Source organism: Methylobacterium gnaphalii, from assembly GCF_007992215.1.
GTDB classification, from domain to species: domain Bacteria; phylum Pseudomonadota; class Alphaproteobacteria; order Rhizobiales; family Beijerinckiaceae; genus Methylobacterium; species Methylobacterium gnaphalii.
This window is the reverse complement of the sequence record NZ_BJZV01000019.1, coordinates 18,325-40,662: the sequence shown is the minus strand read 5'-3', so window position 1 is coordinate 40,662 and position 22,338 is coordinate 18,325. Positions and strand designations below refer to the sequence as shown.

General features: G+C 68.4%; 18 protein-coding genes. 8 read left to right on the top strand and 10 right to left on the bottom strand.

Annotated elements, in window-relative coordinates; all coding sequences use genetic code 11:
* Positions 1-169 precede the first annotated feature (169 nt).
* The gene (rimO, locus tag MGN01_RS16395; RefSeq protein ID WP_147047897.1) at positions 170-1,522 is read left to right on the top strand and encodes a 30S ribosomal protein S12 methylthiotransferase RimO; all 1,353 of its coding nucleotides are present in this window, start codon (positions 170-172) and stop codon (positions 1,520-1,522) included.
* Between the two features lie 70 nt (positions 1,523-1,592).
* Here the strand turns inward: rimO and pncA are convergent, their stop codons facing one another.
* The 4 genes from pncA to MGN01_RS23630 all read right to left on the bottom strand — a co-directional run bounded on the left by pncA (position 1,593) and on the right by MGN01_RS23630 (position 3,740).
* Complete coding sequence (pncA, locus tag MGN01_RS16390) at positions 1,593-2,222, bottom strand: bifunctional nicotinamidase/pyrazinamidase (protein ID WP_147047896.1); 630 nt, start codon at positions 2,220-2,222, stop codon at positions 1,593-1,595.
* 55 nt (positions 2,223-2,277) lie between these two features.
* A complete protein-coding gene (locus MGN01_RS16385) occupies positions 2,278-3,252 on the bottom strand; it encodes a quinone oxidoreductase family protein (protein WP_147047895.1) in 975 nt (324 codons plus the stop codon).
* 65 nt (positions 3,253-3,317) lie between these two features.
* Positions 3,318-3,542, bottom strand: a complete 225-nt coding sequence (locus tag MGN01_RS16380) for a hypothetical protein (protein ID WP_147047894.1) — start codon at positions 3,540-3,542, stop codon at positions 3,318-3,320.
* Positions 3,543-3,551: 9 nt separating this feature from the next.
* Positions 3,552-3,740 carry a hypothetical protein gene (locus tag MGN01_RS23630; RefSeq protein WP_170246019.1) on the bottom strand — a complete coding sequence of 63 codons (189 nt, stop codon included), beginning with the start codon at positions 3,738-3,740 and terminating at the stop codon, positions 3,552-3,554.
* A gap of 283 nt (positions 3,741-4,023) precedes the next feature.
* Here MGN01_RS23630 and MGN01_RS16375 point away from each other — a divergent pair, with 283 nt between their 5' ends.
* The gene (locus MGN01_RS16375) at positions 4,024-5,229 is read left to right on the top strand and encodes an FAD-dependent monooxygenase (RefSeq protein WP_147047893.1); all 1,206 of its coding nucleotides are present in this window, start codon (positions 4,024-4,026) and stop codon (positions 5,227-5,229) included.
* 8 nt (positions 5,230-5,237) lie between these two features.
* On the opposite strand, the gene MGN01_RS16370 is transcribed toward MGN01_RS16375, so the two are convergent.
* The gene (locus MGN01_RS16370) at positions 5,238-6,581 is read right to left on the bottom strand and encodes a patatin-like phospholipase family protein (RefSeq protein ID WP_238258284.1); all 1,344 of its coding nucleotides are present in this window, start codon (positions 6,579-6,581) and stop codon (positions 5,238-5,240) included.
* Positions 6,582-7,085: 504 nt separating this feature from the next.
* On the opposite strand from MGN01_RS16370, the gene MGN01_RS16365 reads away from it, so the two are divergent.
* Both MGN01_RS16365 and hspQ read left to right on the top strand, forming a co-directional pair.
* The gene (locus MGN01_RS16365; protein WP_147047892.1) at positions 7,086-8,135 is read left to right on the top strand and encodes an HpcH/HpaI aldolase/citrate lyase family protein; all 1,050 of its coding nucleotides are present in this window, start codon (positions 7,086-7,088) and stop codon (positions 8,133-8,135) included.
* 72 nt (positions 8,136-8,207) lie between these two features.
* Entirely contained in the window at positions 8,208-8,546 is a 339-nt protein-coding gene (gene hspQ / locus MGN01_RS16360; RefSeq protein ID WP_147047891.1) for a heat shock protein HspQ, read from the top strand.
* 115 nt (positions 8,547-8,661) lie between these two features.
* Here hspQ and MGN01_RS16355 read toward each other — a convergent pair whose 3' ends face one another.
* Positions 8,662-9,438: an invasion associated locus B family protein gene (locus tag MGN01_RS16355; protein ID WP_147047943.1), complete on the bottom strand. Its 777-nt coding sequence runs from the start codon at positions 9,436-9,438 to the stop codon at positions 8,662-8,664.
* Positions 9,439-9,883: 445 nt separating this feature from the next.
* Here MGN01_RS16355 and MGN01_RS16350 point away from each other — a divergent pair, with 445 nt between their 5' ends.
* Complete coding sequence (locus MGN01_RS16350) at positions 9,884-11,173, top strand: AMP-binding protein (protein WP_147047942.1); 1,290 nt, start codon at positions 9,884-9,886, stop codon at positions 11,171-11,173.
* A gap of 273 nt (positions 11,174-11,446) precedes the next feature.
* The gene (locus MGN01_RS16345; RefSeq protein ID WP_147047890.1) at positions 11,447-11,788 is read left to right on the top strand and encodes a hypothetical protein; all 342 of its coding nucleotides are present in this window, start codon (positions 11,447-11,449) and stop codon (positions 11,786-11,788) included.
* A 55-nt stretch (positions 11,789-11,843) separates the two neighbouring features.
* Here the strand turns inward: MGN01_RS16345 and mfd are convergent, their stop codons facing one another.
* Positions 11,844-15,431, bottom strand: a complete 3,588-nt coding sequence (gene mfd / locus MGN01_RS16340; protein ID WP_147047941.1) for a transcription-repair coupling factor — start codon at positions 15,429-15,431, stop codon at positions 11,844-11,846.
* An 826-nt stretch (positions 15,432-16,257) separates the two neighbouring features.
* The gene (locus MGN01_RS16335; RefSeq protein ID WP_147047889.1) at positions 16,258-16,554 is read right to left on the bottom strand and encodes an FAD assembly factor SdhE; all 297 of its coding nucleotides are present in this window, start codon (positions 16,552-16,554) and stop codon (positions 16,258-16,260) included.
* 325 nt (positions 16,555-16,879) lie between these two features.
* On the opposite strand from MGN01_RS16335, the gene recG reads away from it, so the two are divergent.
* Both recG and MGN01_RS16325 read left to right on the top strand, forming a co-directional pair.
* A complete protein-coding gene (gene recG / locus MGN01_RS16330; RefSeq protein WP_147047888.1) occupies positions 16,880-19,012 on the top strand; it encodes an ATP-dependent DNA helicase RecG in 2,133 nt (710 codons plus the stop codon).
* Positions 19,013-19,408: 396 nt separating this feature from the next.
* The gene (locus MGN01_RS16325; protein ID WP_147047887.1) at positions 19,409-19,735 is read left to right on the top strand and encodes a hypothetical protein; all 327 of its coding nucleotides are present in this window, start codon (positions 19,409-19,411) and stop codon (positions 19,733-19,735) included.
* A 16-nt stretch (positions 19,736-19,751) separates the two neighbouring features.
* Here MGN01_RS16325 and MGN01_RS16320 read toward each other — a convergent pair whose 3' ends face one another.
* Together MGN01_RS16320 and MGN01_RS16315 are read right to left on the bottom strand one after the other, a co-directional pair.
* Positions 19,752-20,567 (bottom strand): DUF502 domain-containing protein, encoded by an 816-nt coding sequence (locus MGN01_RS16320; RefSeq protein ID WP_147047886.1) that lies wholly within the window; start codon positions 20,565-20,567, stop codon positions 19,752-19,754.
* A gap of 507 nt (positions 20,568-21,074) precedes the next feature.
* Positions 21,075-22,250 (bottom strand): winged helix-turn-helix domain-containing protein, encoded by a 1,176-nt coding sequence (locus MGN01_RS16315; protein ID WP_147047885.1) that lies wholly within the window; start codon positions 22,248-22,250, stop codon positions 21,075-21,077.
* Positions 22,251-22,338 lie beyond the last annotated feature (88 nt).

The following is a 22,338-nucleotide window of genomic DNA, read 5'->3' as shown; positions in this document are numbered from 1 at the left end:
AGCGCCGCACCGTCAAAACCCTTTTTGTCCGTTCACTCAAACCGCCAGACGCCATTCCGCGTCAGGCTCGCATCGCGCGCTCTGGCCGGTTATACCCCCGGCATCCTTTCCCGCCCGAGATTCACGCGGCCGCCCGGCTGCCTCTCGTCGCCTTGCCGTTCGAGACGTCATGACTGCCATTGCCCAATCCGTCACCCCGGATGCCGGGACGAAGGCCGCGCCGCGGATCTCGTTCGTCTCGCTCGGTTGCCCCAAGGCGCTGGTCGATTCCGAGCGGATCCTCACGCATCTGCGGGCCGAGGGCTACGAACTGGCGCGCCGCCACGACGGGGCGGACGTGGTGATCGTCAACACCTGCGGCTTCCTGGATTCCGCCAAGGCTGAGTCGCTTTCGGCCATCGGCGAGGCCATGGCCGAGAACGGCCGGGTCATCGTCACCGGCTGCATGGGGGCTCAGCCGGAGGAGATCCGCGAAAAGTATCCGCAGCTTCTCGCCGTCACCGGCCCTCAGGCCTACGAATCCGTGGTCGCGGCCGTGCACGAGGCGGTGCCGCCTGCCCATGATCCGTTCCTCGACCTGATCCCTCCGCAGGGCGTGAAGCTGACGCCGCGGCACTACGCCTATTTGAAGATCTCCGAGGGTTGCAACAACCGCTGCACCTTCTGCATCATCCCGAGCTTGCGGGGCGATCTCGTCAGCCGACCGGCGGCCGACGTGCTGCGCGAGGCCGAGAAGCTGGTGAAGGCCGGCGTCAAGGAGCTGCTGGTGGTCTCGCAGGATACCAGCGCCTACGGCATCGACACCCGCTACGCCGCGAGCCGCTGGCAGGACCGCGACGTGCGCGCCCGCTTCTATGATCTCAGCAAGGAGCTCGGTGAACTCGGAGCCTGGGTCCGGCTCCATTACGTCTACCCCTACCCCCATGTCGACGAGGTCATTCCGCTGATGGCGGAGGGCAAGGTGCTGCCCTATCTCGACATGCCGCTCCAGCATGCATCTCCGAGCGTTCTCAAGAGGATGCGCCGGCCGGGCAACCAGGAGAAGCAGCTCGATCGTATCCGTCGCTGGCGCGAAATCTGCCCGGATCTGGCGATCCGCTCGACCTTCATCGTCGGTTTTCCCGGCGAGACCGAAGCGGAGTTCGACGAGCTGGTCGACTGGATCAAGGAAGCGCGGCTCGAGCGCGTCGGCTGTTTCGAGTACGAGCCGGTGCGTGGCGCCACGGCGAACGACGTCGGCGTGCAGGTGCCGCCCGAGGTGAAGGCCGAGCGCAAGCGGCGCTTCATGGAGGCGCAGAACGGCGTCTCGCTCAAGCTGCAGCGAGCCAAGGTCGGCAAACGGCTGCAGGTGATCATCGACGAGAGCGGGCCGACGGTGGCCAAGGGCCGCTCGAAGGCCGACGCGCCCGAGATCGACGGCACGGTTCATGTCGCCTCGCGACGGCCCCTGCGGCCGGGCGACATCGTCACCGTGAAGATCGAGCGGGCCGAGGCCTACGACCTGCACGGGATCGCGGTGTAGCGGACCCGTCCCGTGATCCCTGGATCACGGGCAGGTAATCGGCCGGCAATCCTGTGACGACAGGATCCTGTCAGGCCTCGATCGAGCGGCTGTCGATCCGCTCGACACCTGCCTCGCGCATCGCCGCCCAGGCGTGCTCGACCGAACCGGCGACGTCGATCCCGCGCACCGCATCCTCGACGACGGTGACTGCGAAGCCCTCCTTGCGGGCGTCGAGCGCCGTCCAGAGGATGCAGAAATCCGTCGCGAGGCCGGTGAGAACGAGGCGGGTCAGGCCGCGTTCGCGCAGGTAGCCGGCGAGTCCCGTGCGTGTCGTCCCGTCCGCTTCGAGGAAGGCCGAGTAGCTGTCCACGCCCGGGTGGGTCCCCTTGCGCAGGATCAGGTCCGCTCGCGCCACCTCCAGGCCCGGTGCCAGGTCGGCCCCTGGAGAGCCCTGGACGCAGTGATCCGGCCACAGGACCTGCTCGCCATAGGACATCCGAATCGTCTCGAACGGCGCCCTGCCCCGGTGGCGCGAGGCGAAGGAGGCATGGTCGGCCGGATGCCAGTCCTGCGTCAGCACGACATGCGGGGCGTGGCGGGCCAGCCGGTTGATCGGCCCGATGACCGCGTCACCATCCGGCACGGCCAAGGCCCCGCCGGGGAGGAAGTCGGACTGGACATCCATCACGACGAGGACGTCCGCCTTCGAAAACCTCATCACCGAGAACGGTCCTGCAAGGACACCAGGATCCCGGTATCCGGTGGTCCCTGGATCACGGGATCATCACCGTGGAGCCCGTGGTCTTGCGCGCTTCGAGATCGCGATGCACCTGCGCGGCGTCCGCGAGCCGGGCACGCGAGTGGATCGGGATCTTCACCGCGCCGCTCTTCACGACGTCGAACAGCTCGGCCGCGTTGGCGTCGAGGAGTTCACGCGTGGCGATGTGTGTGAACAGCGTCGGCCGGGTCGCGAAGAGCGAGCCCTTCTGGGCAAGGATGCCGATGTCGAAGGCATCGATCGGGCCAGAGGAGGCACCGAAGCTCGCGAAGATGCCGAAGGGCCTGAGGCAGTCGAGCGAAGCCGGGAACGTTGCCTTGCCGACACCGTCATAGACGACCGGGACGCCCGCGCCCTTGGTGATCTCCTTGACCCGAGCGGCGAAATCCTCGTCGCGGTACAGGATCACATGATCACAGCCGTGCGCGCGCGCGAGCTCCGCCTTCTCCTGCGAGCCGACGGTGCCGATCACGGTGGCGCCGAGATGCTTGGCCCATTGCGTGGCGATGAGGCCGACGCCGCCGGCGGCCGCATGGAACAGGATCGTATCGCCCTTCTGGACCCGATAGGTCCGGCGCAGGAGGTATTGCGCAGTCAGGCCCTTCAGCATCATCGCAGCGGCGGTCTCGTCGCTGACGCCGTCCGGCACGTGCACCGTGCCCGCCGCCTCGACAATCACCTCCTCGGCGTAGGTGCCGACGGCGCCAGCGTAGGCGACGCGCTCACCGACCCGGAAACCGGTGACGCCCTCGCCGATCGCTGCAACCTCGCCGGCACCCTCCTTGCCGAGGGTGAAGGGCAGCGAGGCCGCCTTGTAGGCGCCCTTGCGGAAATAGACGTCGATGAAATTGACCCCGATTGCCGTCTGGCGGATGCGGAGCTGGCCAGGACCCGGCTCCGCGGTCGGCACGTCCTCATAGGACATCGCCTCGGGGCCGCCATACTCGTGAACCCGGATCGCCTTGGGCATCTGCGCTCTTCCTCAATACTGAAGGTTGGAGCGGAGATAGGGCCGAACCGACGAAAACGACAGTGTCAGGCTTCGCTGACCGCGACCTGCATCCCGGTGCCGAGCAGGCAGCGGCGAATGCGGTTCTCGATGTCGGGGGTCAGGTCGCGCACGCTGACATGCATGGTCGCCGTATCAGTGGGCCGGACGTTGAGCGTGTAGTCGAGGCCCTCATCCTGCATCTGGCGCAGCAGGTTGGTGCTCGCCGCCGTCATGGCGGCGATGTGCTGGTCGATCAGCTCGGCTCTCATCTCTGCCCCCTACTCATCCGTGAGTTCATCCTCCGCCCGATGCAGGCTGGACACTTCCTGCCGGTCGGTCGAGCAGGCGATCTCGATGGGTGGAAACAGACGGGCGAGCCCCTGTGCGACGCCGTGCAAAAGAGGGTCGAGAGTCGATCCGAAGCTGCGCTCGTCGAACTCGGTCTTCGTCAGAAAGAAACTGTTCAACAGACGCCCCCGCGCCGCCTAGAATTCGAACGCAGCAGGAATAATGCGAGTGGAAAGGTTTGGTTTCATGCGAGAGCTGCATCCGACCCATGGCATCGGGCCGGTGACCTCGATCCGGGCCGTGACGCGCCTTTGACCGGCTGGCCTCCACGGTCTTGGGAAAACACGCGGGGACCGCAGGAGGGCGAGACGCGGTCTTGACCCGGCCGCCGCGCCGCCTCTGTAAGCAAGGGACGGGAGGCGCGTTGCGAAAGCCGCGCCACGGGTTCCCTTGAGGTGCACGGTGTCGAGCAGCACTCGCTTCGAAGTGGCGGTGGTCGGAGCGGGAGCCGCCGGGCTCGCCGCTGCACTGGCGCTGGCGCGCGAGGGCATCGCCACGGCGCTGGTCGGGCGGCACGCGCCCGTCGCCGACGGCCGGACCGTAGCTCTGCTCGACGGGTCTGTCCGTTTCCTCGATGCACTCGGAGCCTGGCAGACGATCGCTCCGCACGCGGCACCTTTGGCCGAACTCCATCTCGTCGACGACACCGGCAGCCTGTTTCGCCCGCCCCCTGCCCGCTTCGTCGCCTCCGAGATCGGGCTCGACGCCTTCGGCTGGAACGTCGAGAGCGCCCGGCTGGTGAACGATCTGCGCAGGCTCGCGCACACGGCGCCGAACCTCACCGTCTTCGAGAGCGACGCGACCGAGAGCCATCGCGACGCCGACGGTGCGCAGATCAGGCTCCAGGATGGCGACGGGGTCGAGGCCCGCCTGATCGTCGGGGCGGATGGCGGCCGCTCACCGCTCAGGGGCGCATCGGGATTGGCGGTGCGCGATTGGTCCTACCCGCAGGCGGCGATCACGACGATCCTCGGTCATGACCGTCCCCATCGCGACGTCTCCACCGAGTTTCACACGCGCTCGGGACCCTTCACGCTGGTGCCGCTGCCCGGCGGCCATCGTTCGAGCCTCGTCTGGATGATGGGAGAGGCCCCGGCCCGTCGCCTTTCCACCCTCGACGACGTGGCCCTCGCCGCATCGGTCGAGCGCCAGGCTCAGGCGATGCTCGGCGCCATGCGGATCGACGGCCCGCGCGGACTTGTGCCGATGCGCGGGCTGTCCGTCTCGACGCCGGTCGCCGAACGCCTCGCGCTGATCGGCGAGGCTGCTCACGTCTTTCCGCCCATTGGCGCGCAGGGGCTGAATCTCGGCTTGCGCGACGCTGCCGGTCTTCGTGACGCGGTCGTTGCCGCCCGCGAGGCGAGGCGCGATCCGGGAAGCCGGGCGGCGCTTGCCGGCTTCGCGCGAGGCCGGGCCGTCGACGCGCGGCTGCGGGGAACGGCGGTCGACTGGCTCAATCGTAGCCTGCTGGCGGATCTCCTGCCGGTCGACGCCCTGCGCGGGCTCGGGCTGCTCGCCATGGCCACGATCGGTCCGCTCAGGCGGGCGGTGATGCGTGAGGGTGTGCTGCCCCGTCTCGGCGCCCCCACGCTGATGCGAGGGCGCTGACCGAGGGTTCAGCGCTGCGCGAGGGTGCGATCATCCAGCGGTATGGTCTCGGCGCCCTTCACAATGTCGGAGCGCCCCTTCGGCGAGGCAATCCGGGCCTCCGGGAAGGCCTTGCCAGCCTTCGCCAGGGCCTCGCCATGCTCGAAAAGGGCCTTCATGTATTTCGGGTCGAAGGGACCCGGCGAGGTCTTGTCGAAGCGGGCATCGATCTCGGCGACGCGAAGGTCGAGATGCGTCCGGGCGGCGTAGGCCCGGGTGATCGCGAGAGCGCTCTGCGTCTGCGCCTTGATCGCCGCCGACACGGTGCCGCTGAGCACGCCGAGCACCGTGCGCGGCACGAGACCGAATTCCGGCGTCAGCTTGTTGTTGATGACGAGATAGACCGTACTCGCCGGAAGCGGCGAACCGCCATCCGGTGCCCCGGTAAGCGTTGCGGCCGGTGCCAGATAGTATGGCGCCAGGGAGCCGCCGTCGTCATGCATCTCCTGGATACGCTTGCCGCCCTCGGTGACGGCATCGATCATCACGGGCGGGAACACGCCGGGAACGGCGGTGGAGGCGAGCACGATCTCGCGAAACAGCTTCAGGGCCTTCTCGCCGTATTGCCGGCCATCGGCGCCAGAGGCGAGGGTGGCGATCTCGCCCATGTCCCACACGACCGGACGCTCGGTCTCGACCTGCGTCGTCGCGACGAGGAGGCGCCGGCCCTTGGCATGCTCGGCCGCGATCGCCTTGAGCAGATCGGGCGTGACCGACTTCTCGATTCGCTCCTTGAGCGGCCAAGTATCCGTCAGCGCGGCGTTGGTACCTCCGAACTCGAACACGTCGGCGGCGGTGATCTTGGTGTAGTTCTGCTTGAGCGCCGCATCCGCCTCGGAGCCGACGAAGGCGAACGGTGCGATCAGCGCGCCCGTGCTCACCCCCGTGATGACGCCGAAGGCCGGACGGTCGCCGGCCTGTGACCATCCGCTGAGGATGCCGGCGGCGAAGGCACCGTTCTCGCCGCCCCCGGAGATGACGAGCCAGGGATCATGTGCCGCCTTGGCCTCGCCGATGACAGTGCGGAAGGCCGCCGGGTCGTCGCCGAAAAATCTCAGTGGCCCGGGCAATCCCTCGGGCTTGGCGGTGGCCGTCTCCTGCGCCGTGAACGGCGTGCGCTCCTGTTTCCCCTGCTGGAGCGGATCGGGGGATTGCGGCTTCGGCGATGCCTTCTCGCCGGCTTGCGGGCGCTGGTGCTGCGCCGGGGAGCGCGCGAGCGCGCCGTCGTTGAGACCGAGACCGAGGGCGAGCAGGATTGCGCCTGTCACAGCTCCGCGCCGGCTCGCGCTCATCGTCGTCAATTCTGTAGTCATGGCGATTCCCCGGGGACGAAAGCAGTCTCACGACGACACGGCCATCATACGATGTCCACGAAATCATGACCCATCAAGAGTTCCCAAATGCCTTCTTGAGAAAAGCTTTTGGAGACCAGTTCAGGACCACCCGGTCCGACTGCCTTATCCTGACTGCCTCTTTGCATCTGCGCCTGAGCGCTCGTTGCCGCCTCGACCCAGAAACACTCTGGCCATCGGCCAGTTCCGAGGTTTTCGCAGTGCAGCGCTCACCGCGCGCATCGCTGTGCGGCACCGCACCCGATTCCGATGAAACCGGCGGCTGCCGGCCTCGCTGATTCGCATGCGGGCAACGCCGAGCCGGCCTCCCGGCGGCGAACCCAATCGTCCCTTGCAGATCGTGGTCATCATCGCCGAGCGCTTCGCCGCGCGTATGGCCTCATGGTTGTACTTGGGTAGCCTTTACGCGGAGGCCGAGGGTGAACTACGGGAGGCACAAACCCGCGCCTTACGGAGCTGACCCGCATGAAACTTCCGCGCCGCTTCTTCCAGCCGCTCGCCGCCGGGGCCCCCGAGCCGTTCCGCGAGCTTCCGGTGAAGCTGGAGCGGATGATCCACTTCGTGCCGCCGCACAACGAGAAGGTTCGCGCCAAGGTCGGCGATCTCGCCGCGACCGTCGACGTGGTGCTCGGCAACCTTGAGGACGCGGTGCCGGCAGATCAGAAGGAGGCCGCGCGCAAAGGCTTCATTGCCATGGGCAAGGAGGTCGACTTCGCCAAGACTGGCACCGGCCTCTGGACCCGCATCAACGCCCTGAACTCGCCCTGGATTCTCGACGACCTGTTCGAGCTCGTGGCCGAGATCGGCAACAAGCTCGACGTGATCATGGTGCCGAAGGTCGAGGGGCCTTGGGACATTCACTACATCGACCAGCTGCTCGCCCAGCTCGAGGCGCGCCACAAGGTCGAGAAGCCGATCCTGGTCCACGCCATTCTGGAGACGGCCGAGGGTGTCGCCAATGTCGACGCCATCGCCTGCGCCTCCCCGCGCATGCACGGCATGAGCCTCGGCCCGGCCGATCTCGCGGCGTCCCGCGGCATGAAGACCACCCGCGTCGGCGGCGGTCATCCCGAGTACCGCGTCATCGCCGACGCCCGGGGCGAAGAGGCCCGCGTCTCGGCCCAGCAGGACCTCTGGCACTACACCATCGCCCGCATGGTCGATGCCTGCGCCGCCAACGGCATCAAGGCCTTCTACGGTCCGTTCGGCGATTTTTCGGACGCCGCGGCCTGTGAGGTCCAGTTCCGCAACGCCTTCCTGATGGGCTGCGCCGGCGCCTGGACGCTGCATCCGAGCCAAGTCGCCATTGCCAAGAAGGTGTTCGCGCCCGATCCCGACGAGGTGAATTTCGCCGCCCGCATCGTCGAGGCGATGCCCGACGGCACTGGCGCGGTGATGCTCGACGGCAAGATGCAGGACGATGCCACCTGGAAACAGGCCAAGGTCATCGTCGACCTCGCACGACTCGTCGCCGACAAGGACCCGGAGCTGGCAAAGGTCTACAAGCTGCCGTGATCCTGTCGCAGGCTGGGATCGGGTGACACGAACGATGAGCCGGCCTATTTATCGACCATGGCCGATACTGCGATGCCCGAAGACCTGATCAGAACCGCCAAGTTCAACCTCGGAGCGGTGGTCCGTCACCGAATCTATCCGTTCCGCGGCGTCGTGTTCGACGTCGACCCGGAATTCGCCAACACCGAGGAATGGTGGGAGGCGATCCCGGAGGAGGTGCGGCCGCGCAAGGACCAGCCCTTCTACCACCTGCTCGCCGAGAATGCGGACAGCGAGTACATCGCTTACGTCTCGGAGCAGAACCTCGTGCCGGACATGTCGGGCGAGGCCCTGCGCCACGCCGGCATCCCGGAGGTGTTCGACCGGGCGCCGGATGGGGCCTACCGGGTGCGGGCCGGCCAGGCGAACTGAGCGATCCAAGATCCTAGAATACGAAAAAGGCCGGGCAGCGCTGCCCGGCCTTTTTCGTATCCTGGTGTGATCCCCCTCGACCCGAAATCTCAGGTCGAGGGCGAAGGCTCGGGCCTTACGGCTTCGGTGCAGCGTTTGCAGCCGCGCCGCCCTGGCTCTCGAGCTTCTTGCGCATGTCGTCGCTCTTCTTCTCGAGCTCGGCCTGCAGCTTCTTCTGCTGCTCCTCGAGCACCTTCGGGTCCATGGCCGGGCCGTCGAAGGCCGCGCCGAAGCCGGCGAGCGGCACCGCGAAGATGACTTCCTTCTGGGTCTGGTTCTGAACCGCGACGTTGAGCGTGGTGCCCTTCTTGAGCGCGTTCATGAACTCGGCCGAGACGCCGCCGGCCTCGGCGAAGCAGCCGTTGGGGAAGCAGACCGCGAACTTGCCCGCGGTGAGCTCCTTGCCGTCGACGTTGAAGCGGATACCCGGGGCGAGCATCAGGCCGAGGGGCAGCAGGAAGCGGACGACCTTGACCTCCTGCTTCTGGGCCGCGTTCTTCATGTCGTAGACCGCGGTTGCGAGAACCGGCTGGCCGTTATCCGAGACGAAGTCGCGGGTGGTGTAGCAGACGTCGGTGCCCGAGTTCTTGTCGTTGCCGCAAACCTTGGTCCACTTGTCCTGGCTTGGCTCGGACTTGACGGCGATGATCTGCGGGCCAGCCTGCTGGGCAGCACCCTGAGCCGGCTGGGCGCCGGGAGCGGCAGGGGCCGGGGCAGCAGGCGCGGGAGCCGCCGGAGCGGCCTTCTTGTTGCCCTGGGCGAAGGACGGGCTGGCAAGGCCGGCGCCGAGGCCCGCCAGGGCGATGAGCGCGGCCATGCGCAGCGGGCGCGCGGGACGGTTTGCAAGGAACATCGGCTTCATGACCCCTTCAACGGATTCGAATCGTCGCTTCGTGGTGCGGCTGTGGTGACGCACGTTGCTGTCCGGAGACCAGCGGGACTGGTGCGATCCGGCCATCCGGCGACGGGTCGGCCCCGTCACGAAAAGCCGGACCTTCGCGGGCATTGAGGCGCTGGCTCAGCTAACCCACTGCCCTGTCGAATGATCGCGCGGCCTGCTTTCCCCCCGTAATGAGGCGAAGGCATGACGTCTGCGCCGTACACTCATGCGGGCCGAATCGGAAGAGCGCAGGCGGCCGCGATGGTCGCGCCCTGGCCGGTTCGGCGACACCCCTCGAGGGCGGTGTTTAACGTCCGCTTAACCATAACCGCGCCATCACCTGGGACAGGATCGGAGATGCGTCCAGGTGTCTGCGCATTGGGCTGTCACGGGGGCTGAGACGCTGGGTACGCCCGTGATGGCGCGGATCGGGCTCGGCGCGCTGCTGCGCATGACCGCCCGGCGCCATCCGGACCGCATCGCCCTGATCGATCCGGCCGACAAGCCGCTCTGGAGCGGCCGGCCCGCGATCACCTGGACCTACGCCGCCGCCGCCGAAATCGTCGACCGGCTCGCTCGCGGCCTGCGCGGCTGGCGGCTTCCACCCGGAAGCCGGATCGGTCTGTGCCTGCCCGGCAGCGCAGAGAGCGCGCTCGCCCTGCTCGCAGTGGAAGCCGCCGGCCATACCCCTTGCCTCCTGCCCGTCGCCTGGGACGAGGACACCCTCGTCGCCGCCGTTCAGGGCGTCGGGGTCTCTGCGATCCTTACCCAGTCCCGCCTCGGCATGGCGGCGCCCGCCGAGCGGATCTGCGCGGTCGCCGCGCGCTATTTCGGGCTGCGCTACGTCGCGGCATTCGGGCCGGACGTGCCGGACGGCGTGATCAATCTCGACGGCATGGTGCTCGACGAGCGCGCCGCCGCCTCGAATGAGCCGGGCGCAGCACCCGCTCACGCGCCCGCCGGCACCGGCATCGTCAGCTTCGTTGCGGGCGATCCCGGCCGGCCGGTCCATCGCGGCTTCGGCTCCCTGGTCGCGGCCGCGACGGCGCATCTCGTGGCCACGCGCGTCGAACCCGACGAGCGCATCCTGAGCCTGATCGGGCCGCACGACCTGCGCGGCCTCGCCACCGGGCTCGCTGCGGCGCTGGTCTCGGGGGCGAGCCTCGAAACCCTGCCGCTCTTCGACGGGGCAGCCTTCGCCACGGCCCTGGCGCGCGAGATGCCGACCCACCTCGTTGCCCCCGGCTTCCTGGAAGCCAACCTCGCCGGACGCACCCTGCCCTCGACCCTGCGCTCGGTCGGCCTGGCCCATCGGGCGCCCGTCCGCTTCCCCAACCGCAGCCGCCGGCCCGATCAGGCGCTGCGCGTCGAGGCCGTGATCGAGACCGTCGCCTTCGACGAGACCGCGATCCTGTCCGGCCGCCGCGGCACGGCGCGCGATCTCGCCCTCGTCCTGGCCGCGCCCGAGCGCCTTGCCCTGCCCGAATCACTGATCGCCATCCGCCGAGACGGCGAAGGCCGCCTCGCCTTTTGGGGGCAAGCCTGTGCTTGCGCCCCGCTGCATCGCGGAATTCCGGCTCCCGAGCCGGCCGAGGCATGGCGGCCGAGCCCCTACGTACCAGTGGTTGCGGCAGGGCTTGCCACGGCGCTCGTCTCGGAAGCGGGCCATGCTCTCGGTACTGTCCTCGGCTCTTCCGGACAGGCTTGACCTTCACACCGTCCTGCACATGCCTGCATGACGCCGCTGCCCACTGCTTTGATGTGGCTTGAAAATTTTCTCAATTTTATCAGGCGATTGCAGAGGCCGTTCGGTGGTGGTCGCAGCCGAATCAGTCCGATCTGGCACTTTGGTTCACCTTTCGCCTACCCCTGATGTCGCATCGTTTCGCGACGAATACGGCCCGCGAACCAATCGTGGCCATGGGAGTTATTGCGCTGCGGCCCTTTCCTGGGCCGGCTATCTGAGGTATCAGCAACGCTTATGGGTGCGCTGCAGCAAGTGCTAGTCGTCGACGACGGCGTCCGCCTCGCCGACCATTCCCTGGCCGCCGACCTCGCAGGGCTCGGTTATGCCAGCGTCACCGCTTCGATCGAAGCCTGCGACGACGTGCTCGACGTGATCGCGCGGCCCGCCGCCGTCGTCCTCCAAAGCTCCCATCGTCGCGACGCCGCCTACGAGCGCCTCGCGGCCCGTCTGCGTGAGCGGATGAAGCGCGGCGGCATCCCCGTCATCGAGATGGATGGCGAATCAATGCCAGCCGGTGCTCCGGTCGATCTCAAGAGTCGCATCGGGCCCTACGTGCTCAACGAGCCTGAACTCTAGGGCCCTCGGGCAACGAAACGATGACGGGCGGGCCAGGAGGTCCGCCTTTTTCGTTTCAGGCGGCTTTCTTTCCCTTCCCCGCGATCTTCGCGAGGCTTCTCAGGATATTCGTGGTCTCCTTGAGACGCGCCGGGATGCTGGTGAGCTCGCGGATGAACACGATGCTCATGTCGGGCCGGACCTTGGCGAAGGAGGCCTGCTCGGTGACGTAGGCGATCAGCCCCTGCGGGTTGGCGAACTTCCGGTCGCGGAACTGGATCACGATGCCCTTCGGGCCAGCCTCGACCTTCTCGATATTGGTCTCGTGGCAGAGCAGCTTGATGGTCACGATCTTGAGGAGTTGCTCCACCTCGGGCGGCAGCTTGCCGAACCGGTCGATCAGCTCGGCGCCGAAGCTCTCGAGTTCGGCATCGCTCTCCAGCGTCGAGAGGCGGCGATAGAGGCCCAGCCGAACGGTGAGGTCCTCGACATAATCCTCGGGAATCGTGACCGGCGCGCCGAGCGCGATGGTCGGCGACCAGGCCTCCTCCTCCGGCTCCTCGATGCCGGCCTTCAGGGCCGTGACGGCATCCTCCAGCATCTGCTGGTAGAGCTCGTAGCCGACCTCCTTGATGTGGCCGGACTGCTCGTCGCCCAGGAGATTGCCGGCGCCGCGGATGTCGAGGTCGTGGGAGGCGAGCTGGAACCCGGCGCCGAGCGTGTCGAGCGTCTGCAGCACCTTGAGGCGCTGCTCGGCCTGCGTGGTGAGCTGGCGGTTGGCCGGCGTCGTGAACAGGGCGTAGGCGCGCGCCTTCGAACGGCCGACGCGCCCGCGCAGCTGGTAGAGCTGGGCAAGGCCGAACATGTCGGCCCGGTGCACGATCAGCGTGTTGGCGGTGGGGATGTCGAGCCCCGATTCGACGATCGTCGTCGAGAGCAGCACGTCGTACTTGCCCTCGTAGAAGGCGGTCATGACGTCCTCCAGCTGCCCGGCGGCCATCTGACCGTGGGCGACCGCGACCGTGGTCTCGGGCATCTCCTGGTCGAGGAAGCGTTTGACCTCGGCGAGGTCCTCGATGCGGGGCACCACGTAGAAGGATTGCCCGCCCCGGTAGCGCTCGCGCAGCAGCGCCTCGCGGATGAGCAGCGGATCGAACGGCGTCACGAAGGTACGCACCGCGAGGCGGTCCACCGGGGGCGTCGCGATGATCGAGAGCTCGCGCACGCCGGTCATGGCGAGCTGCAGCGTGCGCGGGATCGGCGTGGCTGAGAGCGTCAGCACGTGGACGTCGGCCTGCAGCGTCTTCAGCCGCTCCTTGTGGGAGACGCCGAAATGCTGCTCCTCGTCGACGATGATGAGGCCGAGATTCTTGAACGAGACGTTCTTGGCCAGGAGCGCGTGGGTGCCGACGACGATGTCGACGGTGCCGTCGGCGAGCCCGGCCCGGGTCTGGCGCATGTCGCCGGCCGAGACGAAGCGCGAGAGCTGCGCCACCTGCACCGGCAGGCCTTTGAAGCGTTCGGCGAAATTGCGGTAGTGCTGGCGGGCGAGCAGCGTCGTCGGCACGATGACGGCGACCTGCTTGCCTGAGATCGCAGCCGCGAAGGCGGCGCGGAGCGCCACCTCGGTCTTGCCGAAGCCGACATCGCCGCAGACCAGGCGGTCCATCGGGCGGCCGGCATTCAGGTCGTCGAGCACCGCGTCGATGGCGTTCTGCTGGTCCTCGGTCTCCTCGAACTGGAAACGCGAGGCGAACTCGCCGTAGAGCCCCTCCGGCGGGTGCAGGCGCGGGGCCTGCTTCACGAAGCGCTGGGCCGCGACCTTGATGAGGGCGCCGGCCATTTCGAGGATGCGCTTCTTCATCCGGGCCTTGCGGGCCTGCCAGCCGCTGCCGCCGAGGCGGTCCAGCGCCACCTCCGAATCCTCGGAGCCGTAGCGGGTCAGCAGCTCGATATTCTCCACCGGCAGCAAGAGCAGGCCGGTGGCGTACTGGATCTCCAGGCAATCGTGCGGCGTGCCGGCGGCATGCACAGTCTTCAGCGTCACGAAGCGGCCGATGCCGTGGTCGGCATGCACGACGAGGTCGCCCGGCTGCAGCGCCTGCACCTCCAGGATCACGTCCTGCGGGCGCTTCGACTTGCGCTTCTGGCGCACCAGCCGGTCGCCGAGGATGTCGCCTTCGGAGACGACGGCGAGCCGGTCGATGACGAAGCCGGATTCGAGGCCCCAGACAGCCACCGCCACGTCGGTCCCGCGCTTGAGCGCGTTCACGGCCGTGAGCGTGTTGATGGCGACGGGCTTCTTCAGGCCGTGGTCGGAGAGCACGCCGCAGAGCCGGTCGCGCGAGCCGTCGGACCAGGATCCGAGGATCACGTGATGACCGGACGCTTGCAGATCCTTGATGTGGGCGACCGCCGCATCGAAGACGCTGGCCGCCTCGTCGGCGCGCTCCGGCGCGAAGTTCCGGCCGGCCCTGGCGCCGCAATCGATCACCGCGCGCTCGCTGGATTCCGGCTGCGCGAAGGGGGTGAGCCGGGCGACGGCAACCGTGGCGATGCGCTCCTTCAGCTCGTTCGGCGTGAGGTAGAGCGCGCGCGGCGGCAGCGGCTTGTAGGGGGCGACACCGGCCTGCGGCGTCTTCTGGGCCTCGTCGCGAGCCTGGAAATAGTCCTGGATCAGCGAGAGCCGCTCGGCGGCCGCGTCCTCGGCCTGCGCGTCGAAGATCAGCGGCACGCCGCCGACATAGTCGAACAGCGTGTCGAGATGCTCGTAGAAGAGCGGCATCCAGTGTTCGAGGCCGGCATAGCGGCGGCCCTCGCTCACCGTCTCGTAGAGCCGATCGTCGCGGGTCGTAGCGCCGAAGGACGAGATGTAGCCCTGGCGAAAACGCCGGATCGTCTCGGTGACGAGCTGCACCTCGCTCATCGGCACCAGATCGAGGGAGCGGAGCGCGCCGACGGTACGCTGGGTCTCCGGATCGAAGGCGCGAATCGTCTCCAGCGTGTCACCGAAGAAATCGAGGCGGATCGGATTCGGCAGGCCGGGCGGCGACAGGTCCAGGATGCCGCCGCGCACGGCGTATTCGCCCGTGTCCCGCACCGTCCCCGTGCGCAGGAAGCCGTTGGCCTCGACCCATTCCTGGACCTTCGCCATCGGCACGACGCTGCCGGCCGAGGCCGAAAACGTCTCCACCGCAATGCGGTCCCTCGGCGGCACGCGCTGCACCAGGGCGTTCACCGTGGTGCAGAGGATGCGCGGCTTCTCCTCCGAGGAGCGCGAGCGGGTCAGCCGCGAGAGCGCCGTCATGCGCTGGGCGGCGATGCCGGCATTGGGCGAGACGCGGTCGTAGGGCTGGCAGTCCCAACCGGGGAAGTTCATCACCTCGATCTCGGGGGCGACGAATTTCAGCGCCGTCTGGAAGGCGTTGGAGCGGCTGGAATCGCGCGCTACGTGCACGAGCACCGCCGGCCCCTCGAAGCCGGCGCCCAAGGCGCGGGCGAGATCGGCGACGACGATGGTGTCGAACCCGTCGGGCACGCTGGCCAGCGTCGGGCTGTCGCCGCGCTTCAGCGCCTCGATCGCCTTGGTCAGCGGAGCGGATTTCGGCAGCGCGAAGCGCGCGACCGGCTGCTTCGGAGCGGGTGCAGGGGCGGATTTGGCCATGTCCGGCGGGATGTAGCTCGAAACGGGGTTCTTGGTCAGGGGGCGATGCGCGCCCTCGACGTCGCGCCGCCGCATGCCTGTCCGGGACGTGTCGGGCAAGCCCGGCCGGCCGGTCGAGGTTCCCACGTGGGGAGATGCCGGCACGCGTCTTCGTCCCCGCGCGGACGATCTCCGCCGTGGTTATGGATCGGGGAGACGCGGGACGCCGCGGACCCATGTCGACACGCGTGGTCACGAGAGGCGGGGGTCCCCGGCGTCCCGCGGTCCTGGCGCCCGTCGTGAGGGGCGGCCGGACCGGTTTTGCGTCGCGATGTCTTCGGTGATGTCGACCTGTCGCTCAACACGCCCCGGTGCCGGGCTCCTGTCTGGCAGGACGCCCCCATCCCGAGGAAGTTGCGTGGCTACCTCCTTCCGTGCGCACCGCCCCGTAGTGGACGATGCCGACAGCATCTCGGTGTCGCCCAGGCAGGGTCGGCCAAAGCCCGGCGCATTTCCTCGCCGAACCCCGCCACAGCCCGGGCAGACCTTGCGTCGACCCTTCCCGCCCGGGGCGGCGATGGGTGAGACCACCGACGCGGGCATCGCCCAAGCCTCCCCGGAACACCGCCCTCGACCCCGCGGCGCTCCCCCGACGGGCGGGAGGCTGGTGACGGACTTCAATCATGTAATAGGAAATTTGTCAAGGGGGGCGGCGCTGTTGTCCTCCCCTCCCTAGGTGAGGGAGGTCGCACACGGCACGATCGAGCAGGCCTCCAGCGTGACGCTGCACTCCGTCCTCCAAGGCGGGACGATGTGGCCGGACAGGTCCGCCTGCACCGGCCTCGGCTCAGGAATGGATCGGGGAATCGTGGCGGTGGAACGCCTTGAGGCGGCGAAACACCGGCGTGTCGTAGTTCGATGGGGTCGCAGCCTCCCCGGTGAGCCAGCCGAGGAGATCCCGGTCGGGCAGCTCGATCAGCGCCTCGAAGGCGGTGAGGTCGTCCTCCGACAAGGCGCCGATCTCGGCATCCGCGAAGCGGCCCATCAGCAGGTCCATCTCGCGCATGCCGCGATGCCAGGCGCGGAACAGCGTGCGGCGGCGGCGGGGGTCGAGATCGGCGCTGGTGCGGGTGGTGCCGGACATGACGGGCTCCATAGGGGATGGCGGAGTCTAGCCGAGGCGGCAGGGCGAGCGAAACCGCACGGTCACGGGATCGGCTGATCCTGGGATCCCGGCATCCGGTGATCACGGGATCCAGGGTCGATTGCCTGAACCTGTCACGTCGCTCCTCCCGCAGCCGCGGGCCATTCGACGCGCCGCCAGTCCGGGATCATTGCGGCGCCCCGGAAGAGCGGGAGAGAGGATAGAAAGGGCAAGGCAGCCGAAATTGGCCTGTGTCCAGGGCCGTAGGGACGCGACGGCAGGCGGGTGACGCCATATCCTCCCCGGCCTACACAGCCTCGCTCCCATGACCGACGACTCCCCCCGCCTGCGTCCAAGTCTCCTCGACGCCCTGTTCGCCCCGGCCCGTGGGCTGCCCGGCGTCGGCGCGAAGATGGCACCGCTGATCGAGAAGCTGCTCGGCACCGACGAGCGGCCGGCGCGCATCGTCGACCTGCTGTTCCACCTGCCCCAGCGCAGCATCGCGCGCCCGCTCGTCGGCGCAGTCGCGCAGGCGCCGATCGGCGAGCCGGTGACGCTGGGCGTCACCGTCGTCGAGCACCGCGCCCCGGCGGCAGGACGGCGCGCCTATCGCGTGCTGGTGGAGGATGCGGCGGGCACCCATATCAGCCTCGTCTTCTTCGGCATGCCGCGGGCGCGGGTCGAGAAGATGCTGCCGCTCGGGAGCCACCGCTACATCTCGGGGCGGATCGAGCTGTGGGACGGCATGCGCCAGATGGTGCACCCCTCCCGCATCATCGACGAAGCCGGTTTCTCGGATCTGCCTGCCGTCGAGCCGGTCTACGGAGCCACCGAGGGACTGACTTCGCGCGCCATCAGCCGTCTGGCGCACAGCGCCCTCGACCGGCTGCCGGTTCTGCCGGAATGGCAGGACCCGGCCTGGCTCAAGGCCAACGGGCTGATGCCCTTCGCCGATGCCCTGCGCGCCGAGCATCATCCCGTGGACGCCGCTCCCCCCGTCGCCGAGGGCGAGACCCCGCCGCAGACGCCGGCCCGCCGCCGCCTCGCCTATGATGAGCTCCTGGCCTCGCAACTGGCGCTGGCCCTGATGCGGGCCCGTGCGCGGCGAAAACCCGGCCGCTCCAATGCCGGCGACGGTCATCTCAGGGAGCGGATCGAGGCCGCCCTGCCCTTCGCCCTGACCGGCGCGCAGAGGCGCGCCGTGGAGGAGATCCGGGCCGACATGGCCTCGGACCGGCGCATGCTGCGCCTGCTCCAGGGCGATGTCGGCTCCGGCAAGACCGCGGTGGCGCTGCTTGCCATGGCCTCGGCCGTCGAGGCCGGGCGGCAGGCGGCGCTGATGGCACCGACCGAGATCCTGGCCCGGCAGCATTTCGAGCGGCTGACGCCTCTCGTCGGGGCCTTGCGCATCCGGCTCCTGACCGGCCGCGACCGGGTTGCCGAGCGCCGTGCCACCCTCTCCGACCTCGCCGAGGGCAAGATCGACATCCTGGTTGGCACCCATGCGCTGTTTCAGGAGAGCGTGGTCTTCTCCGATCTCGGCCTCGCCGTGGTTGACGAGCAGCATCGCTTCGGCGTGCACCAGCGCCTGGCGCTCGGGGCCAAGGGCGAGGCGGTCGACATCCTGGTCATGACCGCGACGCCGATCCCGCGCACCCTGGCGCTCACCTTCTTCGGCGACATGGACGTCTCGGTGCTCGACGAGAAGCCGGCCGGGCGCCAGCCGATCAAGACGATCCTGTTCAACATCGAGCGCACCGACGAGGTGGTCGTCGGGCTGCACCGGGCGCTGGAGGCAGGCGACCGCGTCTACTGGATCTGCCCGCTCGTGGCCGAATCCGAATTCGTCGATCTCGCCGCCGCGGCCGAACGCTTTGACGACCTCGCCAAGGAGTTCGGCACCAGGGTCGGTCTGATCCACGGCAAGATGCCCGGGCCGGAGAAGGACGCGGCGATGGAACGCTTCGCCTCGGGGGAGACCCGGATCCTGGTCTCGACGACGGTGGTCGAAGTCGGCGTCGACGTGCCGGAGGCCACAATCATGGTGATCGAGCATGCCGAGCGCTTCGGCCTCGCCCAGCTTCACCAGCTGCGCGGCCGCGTCGGGCGTGGGTCGAAGCCGTCCTCCTGCCTGCTGCTCTACCGCGGCCCCCTCGGACAGGTCGCCAAGGCCCGGCTCGAGATGATGCGCGAGACCGAGGACGGTTTTCGCATTGCCGAAGAGGACCTGCGCCTTCGCGGCGAGGGCGAGGTGCTCGGCACCCGCCAATCGGGCGCCGCAGCCTTCCGCCTCGCCCGGATCGAGAGCGACGGTGATCTGCTGGAGGCTGCCCGGGACGATGCCCGGCTGATCGTCGAGCGCGACCCGGCCCTGCGGAGCGAGCGCGGCGAGGCGCTCCGGGTGCTGCTCTACCTGTTCGAGCGAGACGCGGCGATCCGGCTGCTCGGGGCTGGGTGAAGCGCTGCCCGGCCCTTCCCACGCGATTCCTCAGAGATCGACCGGGAGACGGGCCGGATCGAAGCAGGCAGTCAGCCACGCGCCTGCTGCCGACCGTTCAGATTCGCGGCGGTCCGGCGCGTTCAGAAATCCGATCCTGAACAGGTTCACACTGTGGCAGACTGCGCGCCCACGCCGCACCCGAACAGACTAGCTCAAAATGCAACGATTCCATTTTATGATTATCTGACAATTGGATAGGCAGATAACTTGAAGTTCTGTGCCAGCAAGCTTGAGTGCAGTAGGGCAGGCAGTGTGGCCTTCATGAACTTGAAATGAACGTATTCGCCGATTAACTGGAGATGAACGAAAGGCCGTTCACATTGGCCTGCGACAGATGGAAACGGGAGATCGGACATGTCTGCAGGACTGTTCCAGAACCTGCCGGGCGCCCACGAGATGGGTTCCGCGAACTCTCTGGCGAGCGAGCCGTGGCTGTTACCGATCTCCGATAAGATCGTGGCCTCGACCCCTTCGGACGACCTGATGGAAGGCGTGCGCCTCTCAGCCCGCCCGTTCCGGATCGCCGCGAACGCCCTCTGCGCGGTGCTCGCTCTGCTGCTAACGGCGCAGATGACCACCAACTGGGCGGGATCGCCGTCCCGGTCCCCCGCGGGTCAGATGGCCGAGGCGGCTCCGCCGACCATCGCTGCCGAGAAGGCGTCGCTCAGCATCCATCACTGAGCCGGCCACCCTCGGCCTACATCGAGATCGAAGCGTCCTGGCGCGCCGGTTCCCGGCGCGCTTTTTCGTTGGCCTGCTCCTGCTCGGACTGGGCCGAGCGCAGGGTCGCGGCCATTGCGTTGAGGCGTCCCTGCGGGTCCTCGGGCTGGATCACGCCGGCGGACATCACGAGCTTGGCCGCGTCGTCGACGCTGATGTTCAATTCGATGATCTCGGAGCGGGGCAGGTAGTAGAAGAAACCCGTGGTTGGGTTCGGCGCGCAGGGCAGGAAGACGCCGACATAGTCGTGCCCCTCGCCCTCCGGCCTGCCGTCGTTGCGGGCGAGCGCGCTCTGGACCTCGGTGCCGGCCGGTGCGGACAGGAACACCACCGACCACGTTCCCTTCACCGGGAACTGCACCAGCCCGACCGTGCGGAACGAGGTGCCGTTGGCCGAAAAAAGCGTCTCGAAGATCTGGCGCAGGCCGCGATAGAGCCCGGAGATCACGGGCGTGCGGGCGAGCAGCACCTCGCCGAACTCCACCACGGAGCGGCCGACGAGGTTCGCGGTCAGGAAGCCGAGCATCGTCACCGCCACGAAGGCGATGACGAGGCCGAGCCCGGGGATCGAGAAGGGTAGGTAGTGATCCGGCAGGTACATCGCCGGCACCAGCGGCTTCACCCAGCCATCGATCAGGGCGATGATCCACCAGGTGATGTAGATCGTGATCGCCAATGGCCCGGCGACGATGACGCCGGTGAGGAAATAGGTGCGTAGCCGGCCGCGCGCGCTCACCCGTGTCTTCGAGGAGAGCGGCTCTGGGTCCGGGATCGGCGAGATGGTGGGCGCCACGGAAGGAACTCTGGACCGCAGGACTGCTGGAAGCTCGGGCGTTTCGGGTCCTGTGAAGAGGTAACCGGTCGCCTGCTCCGTCTCAAGTCCGTGCGCCCTCCCCGGTTCGGCGAACCGCTCTCAGTGGCAGCAGAGGCGCTACGCTCCACGGCCATCATAGAGGTCATACGGCCGCAGCCAGCGCGTGGTGCCGTGCTCGCTGCGGCGCGGAGTCCTCTTCAATCCTGACTCAGGGCAGCGCGCGCCGGACGGCGCTGAGCGCATCCTGAGGACCATGTGAGCCCTGGGAATCCAGCGACGGAATCTCGGAGGCGAATCGGAATCAGCGTGCCTGGCCACGCGGTGCGCAGAGTGAGGCGATGCCAGGCCGGCAGGCCGCGAGCGACGTCCTCGCCCCGGGCGAGGGGCCATGCGACAGCGGGGTAGGGTGGCGAGCGAGCCGTCTGCAGGAGCTGGGCCCGAGGCCGGCGAGGGCGCTGCTATCCCCTGCGTCCATCACAGACAGGATCAGAGACCGTCCCGAGCGGAGGACGAGGTGACGCCGTCCAGTTCCAGCCATCGCGCCATCTCACCGAGTTCTGCCCAGAGTGCCTCGCTGGTCTGCGCCGGCGCACCGGGTTCGACATGGACGGACTGCACCAGGAGCCGGCTTCTCTGGCGGTCGGCCTTGAGGTCGACGCGGGCGACGAGGCGGTCTCCGAGGAGGAAGGGCAGCACGTAGTAGCCGTGCACGCGCTTCTCGGCCGGCACGTAGATCTCGATCCGGTAGCGGAAGCCGAAGAGTCGCTCCGTGCGGTCGCGCTGCCAGATCAGCGGGTCGAAGGGCACCAGAAGCGCCCTCGCCTCGATCCGGCGCGGCCGGCGCGCATCCCGGTGCAGCCAGGCATGGCGCCATCCCGGCACGGAGACCGGGATCAGCACCCCCTCCTCCGCCAGCGACAGGATGGCCGGCCGCGCCTCCTCCGGCGAGAGGCGGAAATAGTCGCGGAGCTCGGCCTCCGTCGCGATGCCGTGCGCGGCCGCGGACCGCTCGATCAGGAAGCGGTGCGCCTCGGCCTCCGACGGTGTCGGCTGGTCCAGCACCTCGGCGGGGAGCACGCGTTCGGGCAGGTCGTAGACGCGCTCGAACCCCCCGCGGCGCGCGGCCGTGGTGATGTGGCCCGCCCAGAACAGCCATTCGAGCGCGCTCTTCACCTCGCTCCATTCCCACCAGCCCGACTGGCCCTGATGGGCCTCGAACTCCGCGGCCGCGAGCGGCCCCTCGCCACGGATGCGATCGAGCAACGCCATCGCCTCCGGGCGCCGCTCACGCGCGAAGGCCCGCATCCGGGTCCAGCCCGCCGCGCCACGGTCGGCCTTGGCCATCCGCCAGCGCAGATAGGGCTGGAAGGCGAAGGGCAGGAGCGAGGCCTCGTGTGCCCAGTACTCGAACAGCCTGCGCTGACGCCGCGGCCCCCAGGCGAGACGATCGAGCTCGGCCCGGTCGTAGGGGCCGAGCCGGGAGAAGGCGGGCAGATAATGGGCGCGGGAGAGGACGTTGACGCTGTCGATCTGATGGAGATGCAGCCGATCGAGCGTCCGGCGCAGATGCACGGTGCCCGGCGTCTCCGGCCGCCTCGCGCCGAAACCCTGCGCGGCGAGGGCGATCCGCCGCGCCAGCGGCAGGCCGATGGTTTCGATCATCCTGGTCCCAAGGGGTTTGCCGAAAGACAGCTGCTCGTCATTGCTTCGCTGCGCTCGAGAGGACGATCAAGGCAAGGAGGCGATCGGC

Bases quoted from the DNA above. Each gene is read 5' to 3' on its own strand.
- MGN01_RS16315 (WP_147047885.1), bottom strand. From the start codon at position 22,250: ATGATCGAAACCATCGGCCTGCCGCTGGCGCGGCGGATCGCCCTCGCC.
- rimO (WP_147047897.1), top strand. From the start codon at position 170: ATGACTGCCATTGCCCAATCCGTCACCCCGGATGCCGGGACGAAGGCC.
- MGN01_RS16335 (WP_147047889.1), bottom strand. From the start codon at position 16,554: ATGTCCGGCACCACCCGCACCAGCGCCGATCTCGACCCCCGCCGCCGC.
- mfd (WP_147047941.1), bottom strand. From the start codon at position 15,431: ATGGCCAAATCCGCCCCTGCACCCGCTCCGAAGCAGCCGGTCGCGCGC.
- recG (WP_147047888.1), top strand. From the start codon at position 16,880: ATGACCGACGACTCCCCCCGCCTGCGTCCAAGTCTCCTCGACGCCCTG.
- pncA (WP_147047896.1), bottom strand. From the start codon at position 2,222: ATGAGGTTTTCGAAGGCGGACGTCCTCGTCGTGATGGATGTCCAGTCC.
- MGN01_RS16385 (WP_147047895.1), bottom strand. From the start codon at position 3,252: ATGCCCAAGGCGATCCGGGTTCACGAGTATGGCGGCCCCGAGGCGATG.
- MGN01_RS16325 (WP_147047887.1), top strand. From the start codon at position 19,409: ATGTCTGCAGGACTGTTCCAGAACCTGCCGGGCGCCCACGAGATGGGT.
- hspQ (WP_147047891.1), top strand. From the start codon at position 8,208: ATGCCCGAAGACCTGATCAGAACCGCCAAGTTCAACCTCGGAGCGGTG.
- MGN01_RS16380 (WP_147047894.1), bottom strand. From the start codon at position 3,542: ATGAGAGCCGAGCTGATCGACCAGCACATCGCCGCCATGACGGCGGCG.
- MGN01_RS16365 (WP_147047892.1), top strand. From the start codon at position 7,086: ATGAAACTTCCGCGCCGCTTCTTCCAGCCGCTCGCCGCCGGGGCCCCC.
- MGN01_RS16345 (WP_147047890.1), top strand. From the start codon at position 11,447: ATGGGTGCGCTGCAGCAAGTGCTAGTCGTCGACGACGGCGTCCGCCTC.
- MGN01_RS16370 (WP_238258284.1), bottom strand. From the start codon at position 6,581: ATGACTACAGAATTGACGACGATGAGCGCGAGCCGGCGCGGAGCTGTG.
- MGN01_RS16350 (WP_147047942.1), top strand. From the start codon at position 9,884: ATGGCGCGGATCGGGCTCGGCGCGCTGCTGCGCATGACCGCCCGGCGC.
- MGN01_RS16355 (WP_147047943.1), bottom strand. From the start codon at position 9,438: ATGTTCCTTGCAAACCGTCCCGCGCGCCCGCTGCGCATGGCCGCGCTC.